The sequence below is a fragment of the Sulfitobacter sp. PR48 genome, assembly GCF_028807335.1.
In the GTDB taxonomy this organism is placed as follows: domain Bacteria; phylum Pseudomonadota; class Alphaproteobacteria; order Rhodobacterales; family Rhodobacteraceae; genus Sulfitobacter.
Window position 1 is genome coordinate 151,949 of record NZ_JARAMM010000009.1, and the last position, 13,462, is coordinate 165,410.

The window sequence follows — 13,462 nt, forward strand, 5'->3', positions numbered from 1 at the left end:
TACGATCCCGAACAAGCCGAACGCGAATCTTAGGCAAGTCGCCCAAGCGGGCTGGCAGCATGCCGCGCTCTTGACTAGAGTAAGGTCAAGTCAGGCACCGGAACCGTCCCTAATTCAGTGGGCCAAAAAGAAACGGACAAAATGGCAGTCAAGAAATCAGATCTCTATTCATCACTTTGGGCATCTTGCAATGAACTCCGCGGAGGAATGGATGCGAGTCAATACAAAGACTACGTCCTGTTCATGTTGTTCATCAAATATGTTTCCGACAAATACGGCGACAGCGATGACTTGGAGCCACCAATCATCATTCCAAAGGGCGCGAGCTTTAATGACATGGCGGCCCTTACAGGCAATCCAAATATTGGAGATCTGATCAATACGCAGGTCATTCAGCCGCTTGTTGATGCTAACGAAATGCTGGCACGGACGGACTTTCCGGATTTCAACGATCCGAACAAGCTTGGCGAAGGCAATGACCGTGTTGACCGGCTTGGTCGTCTGATTTCCATATTCTCGAGTCCGGATCTGAATTTCGCGAAGAACCGGGCGGACCATGACGATATTCTCGGCGACGCCTACGAATACCTCATGCGCCATTTCGCGACCGAAAGCGGCAAGAGCAAAGGGCAGTTCTACACCCCGTCTGAGGTCAGCCGGATCATCGCCAAGGTGATCGGTATCTCGCCAAAGAACACCGTTGCCGGAACCACCGCATACGACCCGACATGCGGATCGGGCTCTCTGCTCCTCAAGGTCGCGGCCGAGGCCGGCAAGCGGATCACGCTCGAGGGCCAGGAAAAGGACGTGACCACCGCCGGTCTGGCCCGCATGAACATGATCCTGCATGACTTCCCGACGGCAAAGATCGTCGCGGGCAACACCCTGACGACCCCCAAGTTCCTCGAGGGGGAGCGCCTGCGGACATACGACTACGTCGTCGCCAATCCGCCGTTCTCGGACAAAGCCTGGAGCACCGGCTTCAGCTATGACGACAAGGGTGCGATTACGGACAAGCACAAGCGGTTCGAATGGGGTGCGCCGCCCAAGAAGCAGGGCGATTACGCCTATCTGCTGCACATCATCCGCACCATGAAAAGCAGCGGCAAGGCCGCCTGCATCCTTCCCCATGGCGTGCTGTTCCGTGGCAATGCCGAGGCCGGCCTGCGCGAGGCGCTGATCAAGTCCGGTTATCTCAAGGCGATCATCGGTCTGCCGCCGAACCTGTTCTTTGGCACGGGCATCCCGGCCTGTATCGTCGTCCTCGACAAGGAGAACGCCACCGCCCGGCGCGGCATCTTCATGATCGATGCATCCAAAGGCTTCCGCAAGGACGGCGCCAAGAACCGGCTGCGCGAGCAGGACATCCACCGCATCGTGGACACCTATCGCAAGGGCGCGGACGCGGCGGGCTACGCGCGCATGGTGCCGTTCGACGAAATCGCCGATCCGCGCAACGCCTTCAACCTGAACCTGGCGCGCTACATCGATACCTCGGAAGCCGAAGACATCCATGACATCGACGCGCATCTGCAGGGCGGCATCCCGCAACGGGACATCGACGCGCTGGACAGCTGGTGGAAGGTCATGCCGTCGCTGCGCGGTGAACTCTTCGAAGACCTGAGGCCCGGTTACCTGTCGCTGACCCGCCCGATCACCGAGGTGAAGGCGGGGATCGAAGAGCATGAGGAATTCCGCACCTTCACCGCCGCAGCCGCGGGAACCTTTGCCGCTTGGCGGGGCAGGACGGATGCGGCCTGCCGAGCCTTCGTGCCCGGTGATCAGCCGAAGGAACTGATCGAAACCATCTCGGAGGACCTGCTCGAAGCTTTCCGCAAGGTACCGCTGGTCGACCCCTATGATGTGTACCAACACCTGATGGATTATTGGGCCGAGGCGCTGCAGGACGACTCCTATGTCATCGCGGCAACTGGCTGGGTCGATGGTGCGCAACCGCGCGAGATCGTCAAGCGCAAGAACAAGGATGGCAAGCTGGCTTGGCCCGAGCCGGGCGATTACGTTATCGGGCGGCGGCGGTTCACGTCGGACCTCATCACGGCCCGCCTCATGGTGGCGCGGTTCTTCGCGGCCGAACAGGACGAGATCGATGCGTTCGATGTGCGGATCACGGAACTGGAGCAGGACCTTGCCGAGAAGCTCGAAGAGGGCGCTAGCGAGGATGGACTGCTGGCCGAGGTGATCGAGGGCGAGGGCGACAAGCAGAAGATCGCGGTTAAGGCGCTCAAGGCGCGCCTGAAAGAGATCGAGGGCGATCCGGACATGGCGGATGAACGGGAGGCGCTTGAAGCCTATCAGAAGGCGATTACAGCGCTCGACGCCATGAAGAAGAAGCGCAAGGCGGCGGACGATACTCTCTGGAAAAAGGTGCACGAGCGCTATGGCAACCTGACCGAGGACGAGGCGAAGACGCTGGTGGTCGCGGACAAGTGGCTCGACACCATCGAGGCCCGCGTGACCGATGAGGTGGTGCATGTGGCGCAAGCCCTGTCCGCCCGGGTCAAGGGGCTGGCAGAGCGCTACGCCAAGCCGCTGCCCGAACTGGAAAGAGAAGTTCAAGCTCTATCCGCCCGAGTGGCCAAGCATCTGGCTGCAATTGGCGCAACCACCGGTCAGGCAACGCAGCAAGCGGTTATTGGCCTGCTTTCTGGTCGTGTCAGGCTTCCCGGGTTCTCTGAGCCATGGCGGAAGGTGAAACTCGGTGATCACGTTACATTCATTCGCAATGGTGTTCACTCTCGCGCTCAGCTGACAATAAATGATGCCGTGCGCAACCTCCACTATGGGGACATTCACGTAGCCTCATCTATTCGGCTCGACTTGAGAAATGCGAGCATGCCGCGTCTGCCATCAGTGGAAGCAGCGCGCCTCGCAAGGCTTCAAGATGGCGATCTAGTTTTTGTGGATGCTTCGGAGGACCTTGCGGGTGTAGGAAAGTCTCTTGAAATTACTGGCGCTGAAGAAATCGAGGCAGTTGCCGGCCAGCACACAATTGCAGCGCGCTTCGACAAGGACGTAGTCGTCGATGGTTTTAAGGGCTACTTGCAGTACATACCTGATTTTTCATCACACCTTCGTAGATTGGCGGCGGGTACAAAAGTCTATGCAACCAATAGAAAACACATTGCTAGCGCTGAGATCGAACTCCCCGATCCAGATGAGCAGATTGAAATCGCAAATGTGTTGTCCGACATGGACGCCGAAATTGCCGCCCTCGAGGCTCGGCTCAACATAAGCCGGATGCTGAAGCACGCGATGATGCAGGCGCTGCTCACTGGCGGGGCAGATAGCGAGAGTGAACCCGAATACGCTCAGATTCAACTGGTTGCCGCCCATGCCTGAACGTCCCCGCAGCGAGCGCGTCACGCAGGACCGTCTGTTGGCCCACATCACCACGCCCGCAGACAAGGGCGGTCTCGGTTACCGGCACCTCGGCGATTGGTCAGGCCGCCCTGCCAACCGCTGCGTCGAACCCGACCTGCTGCGCGCGAACCTCTCCGCCCGCGGCTATTCCGATGACGAGATCAATGCCGCCCTGACGCGCCTGATGCAGGCGATCGAGGTGACCGGCACCACGCTCTATCAGGCCAACCTGCGCACCTACACGCTGCTGCGCTATGGCGTCGATGTGCAGACCTCGGTCGCCGCCCCGCACAAGACGGTGCACCTGATCGACTGGGACAACCCCGCCGCCAACGACTTCGCCCTCGCCGAGGAGGTGACCCTGAAGGGCGGCCACGAACGCCGCCCCGATCTGGTCGTCTACCTCAACGGCCTCGCTGTCGCGGTGATCGAGCTGAAACGCTCGTCCGTCGAGATCGGCGACGGCATCCGGCAGCTGATTTCCAACCAGGACGAGATTTTCAACGCCCCGTTCTTCGCCTCTGCGCAGCTTCTGCTGGCGGGCAGCGATGCACAGGGCCTGCGCTATGGCACGGTCGGCACGCCCGAAACGCTGTTCGTCGATTGGCGGGACGAAGAACCGCCTGCGGGAGACCTGCCTGCTGGTGCTCTGCTCGACCGTCCGGTCGCGCAGATGCTGCGCAAGGACCGGCTGCTCGACCTGATCCGAAACTTCGTGATTTTCGACGCGGGCATCAAAAAGGTCCCGCGGCAGCACCAGTTCGTCGGGGTGAAGCTGGCGCAGGAGCGGCTTGCGAAACGCGAGGGCGGCGTCATCTGGCACACCCAGGGGTCCGGCAAGAGCATCCTGATGGTGCTGCTGGCCAAGTGGATCCTCGAACGCGAACCGGATGCCCGCGTGCTGGTCATCACCGACCGCGACGAGCTCGACAAGCAGATCGAGGGCGTGATGCGGAACGCGGGTGTGGTCGCGGCCGATGCGCCGTCGCCACGGGTGACGCGCCGCGACGAGTTCGTGAGCTGGTTGGGCGCACCGTCGCCTCGCCTGATCTGCGCCTTGATCCACAAGTTCGACACGACCGATCTGTCCGGGCCGCCCCCGAACGTCACCGGCCGGTTCTACGTGTTCGTCGACGAGTGCCATCGCACCCAGGGCGGCGACATGAACAAGCAGATGAAGCGCTGGCTCGAGGGCGCCATCTTCGTCGGTTTCACCGGAACCCCGCTGCTGCGGAAGGACCGGCAGACCACGCGTGAAGTCTTCGGCACCTACATCCACACCTACAAGTTTCAGGAAGCGGTCCGGGACAAGGTCGTGCTCGACCTGAAATACGAAGCGCGCGACGTGCCGCAGCGCATGACAAACCCGGCCGCAATCGACGCTTGGTTCGAGAAGAAGACCAAGAACCTCAACAACTTCCAGAAGGCGGTGCTGCGGAAACGTTGGGCCAACATGGAGGAGCTTCTCAGCGCGACAGAGCGAAAACGCCGGATCGTCGCGGAGATCGTGCAGGACTTCGATCTGAAGCCGCGGCTGAGCGACGACAGGGGCACAGCAATCCTGGTGGCCTCCTCGATCCGCGACGCCTGCGAGTTCTACCGCGAGTTCCAGAGCACCCGGCTTGGGCCGCATGTGGGTATCGTCACGTCCTTCGAGCCGAACCACAATGCGATCTCGCGAGAGCCCGCCAACAGCGACGAACGGTACAAGTACGACACCTACACGAAATTCGTGCTGAAGGGCGGCCAGAGCACGACAGCCTATGAGACCGAGGTCAAGCGGCGCTTCATCGAAGAACCCGCGAACATGAAGCTGCTGATCGTGGTGTCCAAGCTCCTCACCGGCTTCGACGCGCCGAGTTGCAGCTACATCTACCTCGACGACACGCTGCGGGACCACACGCTGTTTCAAGCGATCTGCCGGACCAACCGGATTGATGGCGATGACAAGGATTACGGTCACATCGTCGACTTCAAGGAGCTGTTCGGCGACGTCCAGCACGCGATCGCGGTCTACAGCTCGGATGAACTCGATCTGGATGCGGGCAGCGGCGGCGACAACAACGTCGAGATCAAGAACTGGATCGAAGAGGGGAAGGCGCGCCTCGACGCGGCGCGCGAAGCGCTCCACTATCTCTGCGCCCCGGTGCCCCCGCCGAGAGAGGTTGAGCAGTTCCTGCGGTATTTCTGCGGTGATGCCGCCGATCCGAATGCCCTGACCGAGACCGAGGCTCTGAGGATCTCGTTTTACAAATCCGTGGCGTCGTTCGTTCGAGCCTACGCTGCCATCGCGCAGAACTTGGACGACGCAGGGTATTCGCCCTCCGAACAGAGCGACATCCAGCGCGATGTCGATTTCTACAGTGATCTCAGGGCCGCCATCAAAAAGCATTCGGGCGAAGAACTCGACATCAAGCCTTATGAAGCCGACATGCGGCATCTGCTGAACACCTACATTCAGGCCGATCCTGCCCAAGCGCTGGGTGCGTTGTCCAACGTGTCGCTTACCCAAGCCATCATCGAAACCGGAATCCATGATGCGATCGCCAAGCAGCTGAATGAAAAAGGGAAGCTGTCGAAGAACGCGGTGGCCGAAGGCATCATCAACAATATCCGGAAAACCATCATCCGCGATCAGCTGACAGACCCTCGCTTCTATGATGAGATGTCCAAGCTCCTCGAGGATCTGATCCAGCAAAGCCGCGACAGCGCGAAGGCCTATGAGGATTTCCTGAAGAAGGCTGAGGATTTGGTCCGCAAGATGGCGGCGCGGGATGCGGGTCCTGACCTGCCTGCAAGCCTTTCGGGCAATCGCGAAGCCGTGGTGATCTACAATAACCTTCCAGACCTTCCCGCTGCAGGGTTCGTTGTCCCTGCGGACGACGACCAAAGAGCGGATCTGGCGCTAGAAATCGACCGCACCGTACGAGAACACGCCCCTGCCGGTTGGAAAGGTGATCCAGTCCGCGAACGGGAGGTTAAGAACGTTCTTTTCCCGCTCTTCAATCGAGATCGCGACGCGACGCTCGCTATGTTCGAAATCATCAAGAACCAATCGGGGTATTGATGGGTGAAGTGATCGAAATCGGCGATCTGGCCATCGACGTGACCAGGAAGGACGTCAAGAACGTCCATCTGTCGGTCCATCCCCCCGATGGGCGCGTTACACTCGTTGCACCGACATCCACCAGGATCGACGTCGCCCGCGCCTATGCGATCACCAAGATCGGCTGGATTCGTCAGCAGCAAGGAAAGCTCGCACAGCAGGCTCGAGAGGCACCAAGGCAATTTGTCGGGCGCGAAACTCACTACCTATGGGGCCGCCGACATCTTCTTCGGGTTACGGAATGTGAGGGCAAGCCTGCAGTGCGCCTGGATCATCGAACGATTCATCTTCAAGTGCGCCCTGAAAGCACTCTGGAGACCCGTGCGAAGGTGGTACACAATTGGCACCTCAAGCTTCTTCACGCCGCGGTCCCCCCCTTGATCAAGAAGTGGGAAAGCCGGATTGGTGTCGAAGTCCAAGGCTATTTCCTGCAGCGCATGAAGACCAAATGGGGAAGCTGCAACGCGGAACGGCAGACCATTCGTCTGAATACGGAGTTGGTCAAGAAACCCCGAGATTTGCTGGAGTACGTCGTGGTTCACGAGATGATCCATATACTCGCACCGACCCATAGCCCAAGGTTCTTCGATCTCTTGTCAACGCACTATCCGAGCTGGTCCGAGGCGCGCACTGAATTGAACGAGTTGCCCATCCCGGCACTCTGAGCGGTCCGTCACAAGACTCGCAACACCTCCCCGTTATCCAGCCGCTTCACGTAATCGACTGCCGTACCGTTCCAGTGGTACGCGAAATGCGCCCCTTGGGTCGGGATCGGGATCACGTCGGGCCAGAAAACGGCGATGCACTGGCCCTCGGGAAAGCGGACGCTGGGCCAGGTAATGCCGTTCGACCCCGCCGCACGACGTTCGGCTCCGAAGATCTGCGAAGCGTGGTAGTCGTCCTGATCCAGCAGATCGGCGCGGCCCGTGGCGTCATCGAGATCGGTGTCGACCGAGCCGATCAGTTCGCGGAATTGCGAGGTCCAGCCCGGCGCCTCCTCCGTGGCGCGCATGAAGCGGGCGTGGTGGTGGACGGTCTCGGCAATCGCCACCTCGGTGCGGTCACCCGTATAGTAGAGGCCGAAGCTGCCGTCCGAAAACCGACCCGGCCGGAGCGACGAGCAATGCACGAAGGGCGCCATCACCCAGCTCGCACCGGTGCCGGTCACGCGCCTCGCGACGGGCACCTTGGACAGATCGCCGATGCTCTCGCGGATGCGCGGGTTGAACTTGGCTTCGGCAGAGGCCAGCGCCTCCCAGTCGGCCGGATCGGCGATGTCCTCGAAAAGGTCGATCGGCGGGTGGATGGTACGAATGATGCGGACCGTGCGCGACCAAGTCACGCGCCGGACAGGCACATTCACCAGGCTCCCCGTTCGGCGTCGAGATAGGCGCGCAGGTCGATCAGGTCGGTGATCTCGCCCCGGAGCATGACGTCCAGCGCGCTCCGGCCCGCGAAGGCGGCGTTCGATTTGCGGATCCAGGCATAGCCCCGGGCAGGGTCGGTGAAGAGATAGCGCAGCACCTTGTGGATACCCATCAGGATCGCCATGCGCGCGCGCAGGTCGCGGTCGATCCGGCCGATATCGCCGGTCTTCCAGCGCGCCCAGGTGCGCTGCGCCATGTCGCCCAGCAGGGTGCGGGCTTCCGCATCCGTCAGCTCCCAGGCGCGGAACAGGTTGACGGTGGTGCGCGCCAGCGCCGCCGCCTCCTCGTCGGTGATGACGGGAAGATCGGTGCGAGCGAGAACGGGTTGGACCGTGGCGAATTGCATGGCTTTCTCCTTTGGCATAAATATAAATATTTCATGCCAAAAGGCAAGGTACGCTTTGGGTTGTGGGTCAGAGTGCGTCCAGCCCATTTTCCTGTCTTTGCACGCCAGAGCCCTACGCCCCTTGAAGACGTGTTGAGCGAAGCCGGTTTCCGGTTTTCTTGATGGACCCGATCCAGGGCCGCAAGTCGGTGGCCACTCACGGAACGAGGACAGCATGGCAGAGGCAGCACAGAAACTGGAAGCGATGGCACGTGGCGCGCGGATGCTGCGCACGGCGCTTGGGCCCGCCATCGCCGGGTTTCTGGAAGACCCGATGACTGTCGAGGTCATGCTCAATCCCGACGGGCGGCTTTGGATCGATCGGCTCTCCGAGGGGCTCTCCGACACTGGCGCCACCCTGTCGCCCGCCGATGGCGAAAGGATCGTGCGGCTCGTCGCCCATCACGTTGGGGCCGAGGTGCATGGCGCGCGGCCGCGTGTCTCGGCCGAGTTGCCCGAGACCGGCGAGCGTTTCGAAGGGCTCCTGCCGCCCGTGGTCACCGCGCCCTGTTTCGCGATCCGCAAACCCGCCGTCGCGGTATTCACGCTGGCCGACTACGTCACTTCCGGGACCATGACCGAGATCCAGGCGGCGCTGTTGCGCGAGGCCGTTGCCGCGCGGGCCAATATCCTCGTGGCGGGCGGGACCTCCACCGGAAAGACGACGCTGACCAATGCGCTTCTGGCCGAAGTGGCCGGATCGTCCGACCGCGTCGTGATCATCGAGGACACGCGCGAGCTGCAATGCACAGCCCCGAACCTCGTCGCGCTGCGCACCAAGGACGGGGTCGCCTCGCTCTCCGATCTCGTCCGCTCCTCGCTGCGTCTGCGCCCCGACCGCATTCCCATCGGAGAGGTGCGCGGGGCCGAGGCGCTGGACCTGTTGAAAGCCTGGGGCACCGGGCATCCCGGCGGGATCGGCACCATCCATGCGGGTTCGGCCCTCGGCGCCCTGCGCCGGATGGAACAGCTCATTCAGGAGGCCGTGGTCACCGTGCCGCGCGCCCTCATCGCCGAGACCATCGATCTCATCGCCGTCCTCTCCGGGCGCGGGGCCAACCGCCACCTCGCCGAACTCGCCCGCGTCGAAGGGCTGGGACCGGACGGCGATTACCGCATCACCCCGGCGGCGCAGCCGACCGGGACGGAAACCGACACAGGAGAGTCTTCATGACCCGATCCCTTCATCGGCTGCGCGCTAAGGCCGCCCATGCCGTCACCTACGCCACTGTCACCCTTATGCTGGCCGGACCCGCCCGCGCGGCAGGCTCTTCCATGCCTTGGGAGGCGCCGCTGCAATCGATCCTCGAGTCGATCGAGGGGCCGGTTGCCAAGATCATCGCCGTGATCATCATCATCGTCACCGGCCTCACTCTGGCCTTCGGTGACACCTCCGGGGGCTTTCGCCGTCTGATCCAGATCGTCTTCGGCATCTCCATCGCCTTCGCGGCGAGTTCGTTCTTCCTGAGCTTCTTCAGCTTCGGCGGCGGAGCGCTGATCTGATGGTGACGACCGGTTCACCGCAGGGGAACGCGGCTTTCCAGTGGAAAGCCGCGAGGGAGGAACGCCATGAGCGGTAGCGAATGGCCAACCTTCGAGCAGTTGGCGGACGTGCCGGGCTTCACCGTCCCGGTCCATCGTGCGCTGACCGAGCCGATCCTGCTGGCCGGTGCGCCACGGGCCTTCGCGATCCTGAACGGGACGCTGGCCGGGGCCATCGGGCTCGGGCTGCAACTCTGGGTCGCCGGGATCGTCATCGGCCTTCTGGGCCACGTCGTGGCGGTCTGGGCCGCGCGGCGCGATCCGCTCTTCGTCGAGGTCGGGCGCCGCCATCTGCGGCTTCCCGGTCATCTCGAGGTCTGAGGGCGCGCCCATGATGAACCTCGCGGAGTATCGCCGGAAAGGAACGCGGCTGGCGGATTACCTGCCCTGGGCGGCGCTGGTGGCCCCCGGCGTGGTGCTGAACAAGGATGGCAGCCTGCAGCGCTCGGCCCGATTCCGCGGCCCCGATCTCGACAGCGCGGTCGCCGCCGAACTCGTGGCCGTGGCGGGCCGTATCAACAACGCCTTCCGCAGGCTCGGCTCCGGCTGGGCGATCTTCGTCGAAGCGCAGCGCGTCCCGGCGGCCGACTATCCCGACAGCCGCTTTCCCGATCCGGCCTCGGCGCTGCTCGATGCCGAGCGCCGCGCGGGCTTCGCCGAGCAGGGGGCGCATTTCCAGTCGGATTATCTTCTGACCTTCCTCTACCTGCCGCCCGCCGAGGAGGCCGCGCGGGCCGAGACCTGGCTCTATGAAGGTCGCAACAAGACCGGCATCGATGCGGGCGAGGTGCTGCGCGGGTTCATCGACCGCACCGATAGGGTGCTGGCGCTCTTCGACGGGATCATGCCCGAATGCCGCTGGATGGATGACAGCGAAACGCTGACCTACCTGCATTCCACGATCTCGACGCAGGCCCACCGGGTCCGCGTGCCGGAAACCCCAGCCTATCTCGACGCGCTCCTGGCCGACCAACCGCTCACCGGCGGGCTGGAGCCCCGGCTGGGGGACGCCCACCTGCGCGTTCTCACTCTGTCGGGCGTCCCGACCGCCACCACGCCCGGGATCCTCGACGACCTTAACCGGCTGGCCTTTCCCTATCGCTGGGCGACCCGCGCGATCCTGATGGACAAGATGGAGGCCGCGCGGATGGTCGCCCGCATCCGCCGCCAATGGTTCGCCAAGCGCAAATCCATCGCCGCGATCCTGAAAGAGGTGGTGACCAACGAACAATCGGCGCTGGTCGACACGGACGCCGCCAACAAGGCCACGGATGCCGACATGGCCCTGCAGGAACTCGGCGCCGATATCGCGGGCGAGGCCTATGTCACGGCGACCCTCATCGTCTGGGACGAGGACCCGCGCCGCGCCGACGAGAAGCTGCGCCTCGTCGAGAAGGTCGTGCAGGGCCGGGACTTCACCGCCATGGTCGAGACGGTCAATGCCGTCGACGCCTGGCTCGGCTCGCTGCCCGGGCAGGCTTACGCCAATGTCCGCCAGCCGCCGCTCTCCACCCTGAACCTCGCCCATATGATCCCCCTCTCCGCCGTCTGGGCCGGGGAGGAGCGGGATGCCCATTTCGACGGCCCGCCGCTGCTCTACGGCAAGACCGAGGGCGCGACGCCGTTCCGGCTGTCGCTCCACGTGGGCGACGTCGGCCACACGCTGGTCGTCGGGCCGACCGGGGCCGGCAAATCCGTGCTGCTGGCGCTCATGGCGCTGCAGTTCCGCCGCTATCCGGGCGCCCAGGTCTTCGCCTTCGATTTCGGGGGCTCGATCCGCGCCGCCGCCCTCGCTATGGGCGGCGACTGGCACGATCTCGGTGGCGAGCTGACGGAGGGTGCGGAGGCGACGGTCTCCCTCCAGCCGCTCGCGCGCATCGACGATCCCGCCGACCGCTCTTGGGCCGCGGGCTGGATCGGCGGGATCCTTGCCCGCGAAGGTATCGCGATCACACCGGAAGTGAAGGAGCATCTCTGGTCTGCGCTGACCTCGCTGGCCTCGGCTCCGATCGGCGAACGCACGATCACCGGTCTCGCGGTCCTGCTGCAATCCTCCGACCTGAAACAGTCCCTGCGGCCCTATTGCCTAGGTGGAGCTCATGGGCGGCTTCTGGATGCCGAGACCGAAGAGCTCGGCGCGGCCTCGGTCCAGGCCTTCGAAATCGAGGGGCTGGTCGGCACCGCCGCGGCGCCGGCGGTCCTCTCCTATCTCTTCCACCGCATCGGCGACCGGCTCGACGGGCGCCCGACGCTTCTGATCATCGACGAGGGCTGGCTCGCGCTCGATGACGAGGGCTTCGCGGGCCAACTCCGCGAATGGCTGAAAACGCTGCGCAAGAAGAACGCCTCAGTGATCTTCGCCACTCAATCGCTCTCGGATATCGACGCCTCCGCCATCGCGCCCGCGATCATCGAGAGCTGCCCGACCCGGTGGCTCTTGCCCAACGAACGCGCCATCGAGCCCCAGATCACCGCGATCTACCGCCGCTTCGGCCTCAATGACCGGCAGATCGAGATCCTGGCCCGCGCCACGCCCAAGCGGGACTACTATTGCCAATCGCGGCGCGGCAACCGGCTTTTCGAGCTCGGTCTCTCGGAAATCGGCCTCGCGCTCTGTGCAGCCTCCTCCAAATCCGACCAGACCCTGATCTCGGAGATCCTCGCGGAGCATGGGCGCGAAGGCTTCCTGGCCGCCTGGCTCGAATCCCGTGGCGTCGGCTGGGCCGCCGAGCTGATCCCGGAGCTGACCAATCTTGCGCTGGAGCCCGAGGCGCCGGAACCCGAAATCCCTCAAGTCCCCGAACCCGCAAAGGAGACCATCCCATGACCCGTGCCGCCCATCGCCTGTCCCGCCTCGCCAGCGCCTCCACGCTCGTCCTGACGCTCGCAGCCCCCATCGGTCTTTCGCCGATCTTCGCGACGCCCGCCCAGGCTTTCTTCTTCGGTGGGGGCGGGCGCATTGTCTACGACCCGCGCAATCACGCCGAGAACATCCTCTCCGCGGCCCGGGCGCTCGAGCAGATCAACAACCAGATCACCCAGCTGCAGAACGAAACGCAGATGCTGATGAACCAGGCCCGCAACCTCGCGAGCCTGCCCTATTCGTCGCTGCAGGCGCTGCAGCAGAATGTGGACCGGACACGACAGCTCCTGTCCCAGGCGCAGAACATCGCCTTCGACGTCGCCCAGATCGACCAGGTCTTCCAGCAGGACTATGCCAACATCCCCATGGCCGCGCCCGAGGCGCAGCTTCTGGCCGATGCGCGCTCCCGCTGGGAAAACACCGTCGGCGGGCTGCAGGACGCGCTGCGCGTGCAGGCGGGCGTCGTCGGCAATCTCGATGGTCAGCGCGCCGAGCTCTCCGCCCTGGTCGGCGAAAGCCAGTCCGCCGTCGGTGCCCTGCAGGCGACCCAGGCGGGCAACCAGCTCCTCGCGCTGCAATCCCAGCAGATCGCCGACTTGATCGCCGTCGTGGCCGCTAATGGCCGCGCTTCGGCGCTCGTGGAGGCCGAGCGGTCCGCCGCGGCCGAACAGGGCCGGGTCCAGCGCGAGCGCTTCCTTACCCCGGGCGCGGGCTACCAGCCCGGCAATGCCCGGATGTTCAACAACTGAAGGAGCCAG

The 13,462-nt window shown here is 63.6% G+C and carries 10 protein-coding genes; 8 read left to right on the forward strand and 2 right to left on the reverse strand.

The window, feature by feature from the left end; genetic code table 11:
• The first annotated feature begins 141 nt into the window (after positions 1-141).
• The 3 genes from PVW51_RS13790 to PVW51_RS13800 are packed head-to-tail and all read left to right on the forward strand — an operon-like array spanning position 142 to position 7,152.
• Positions 142-3,360 (forward strand): N-6 DNA methylase, encoded by a 3,219-nt coding sequence (locus PVW51_RS13790; RefSeq protein ID WP_274575615.1) that lies wholly within the window; start codon positions 142-144, stop codon positions 3,358-3,360.
• A complete protein-coding gene (locus PVW51_RS13795; RefSeq protein WP_274575616.1) occupies positions 3,353-6,448 on the forward strand; it encodes a type I restriction endonuclease subunit R in 3,096 nt (1,031 codons plus the stop codon). Before PVW51_RS13790 ends, PVW51_RS13795 begins: the two co-directional genes overlap by 8 nt.
• Positions 6,448-7,152 (forward strand): M48 family metallopeptidase, encoded by a 705-nt coding sequence (locus tag PVW51_RS13800; protein ID WP_274575617.1) that lies wholly within the window; start codon positions 6,448-6,450, stop codon positions 7,150-7,152. Before PVW51_RS13795 ends, PVW51_RS13800 begins: the two co-directional genes overlap by 1 nt.
• Positions 7,153-7,160: 8 nt before the next feature.
• On the opposite strand, the gene PVW51_RS13805 is transcribed toward PVW51_RS13800, so the two are convergent.
• Positions 7,161-7,850: an RES family NAD+ phosphorylase gene (locus PVW51_RS13805; protein WP_443288098.1), complete on the reverse strand. Its 690-nt coding sequence runs from the start codon at positions 7,848-7,850 to the stop codon at positions 7,161-7,163.
• On the reverse strand, positions 7,847-8,260 hold the full coding sequence (locus PVW51_RS13810) for an MbcA/ParS/Xre antitoxin family protein (protein ID WP_274575618.1): 414 nt from the start codon (positions 8,258-8,260) through the stop codon (positions 7,847-7,849). Before PVW51_RS13810 ends, PVW51_RS13805 begins: the two co-directional genes overlap by 4 nt.
• A gap of 262 nt (positions 8,261-8,522) precedes the next feature.
• Here PVW51_RS13810 and trbB point away from each other — a divergent pair, with 262 nt between their 5' ends.
• The 5 genes from trbB (at position 8,523) to trbJ (ending at position 13,453) form a co-directional block, all read left to right on the forward strand.
• Positions 8,523-9,473: a P-type conjugative transfer ATPase TrbB gene (gene trbB / locus PVW51_RS13815; RefSeq protein WP_443288120.1), complete on the forward strand. Its 951-nt coding sequence runs from the start codon at positions 8,523-8,525 to the stop codon at positions 9,471-9,473.
• Positions 9,470-9,802 carry a TrbC/VirB2 family protein gene (locus PVW51_RS13820; RefSeq protein WP_274575620.1) on the forward strand — a complete coding sequence of 111 codons (333 nt, stop codon included), beginning with the start codon at positions 9,470-9,472 and terminating at the stop codon, positions 9,800-9,802. Before trbB ends, PVW51_RS13820 begins: the two co-directional genes overlap by 4 nt.
• Before the next feature lie 66 nt (positions 9,803-9,868).
• Positions 9,869-10,162 (forward strand): VirB3 family type IV secretion system protein, encoded by a 294-nt coding sequence (locus PVW51_RS13825; protein WP_274575622.1) that lies wholly within the window; start codon positions 9,869-9,871, stop codon positions 10,160-10,162.
• Positions 10,163-10,172: 10 nt separating this feature from the next.
• A complete protein-coding gene (gene trbE, locus PVW51_RS13830; protein WP_274575624.1) occupies positions 10,173-12,668 on the forward strand; it encodes a conjugal transfer protein TrbE in 2,496 nt (831 codons plus the stop codon).
• Positions 12,665-13,453 carry a P-type conjugative transfer protein TrbJ gene (gene trbJ, locus PVW51_RS13835; protein ID WP_274575625.1) on the forward strand — a complete coding sequence of 263 codons (789 nt, stop codon included), beginning with the start codon at positions 12,665-12,667 and terminating at the stop codon, positions 13,451-13,453. Before trbE ends, trbJ begins: the two co-directional genes overlap by 4 nt.
• The last annotated feature ends 9 nt before the right edge of the window (positions 13,454-13,462 follow it).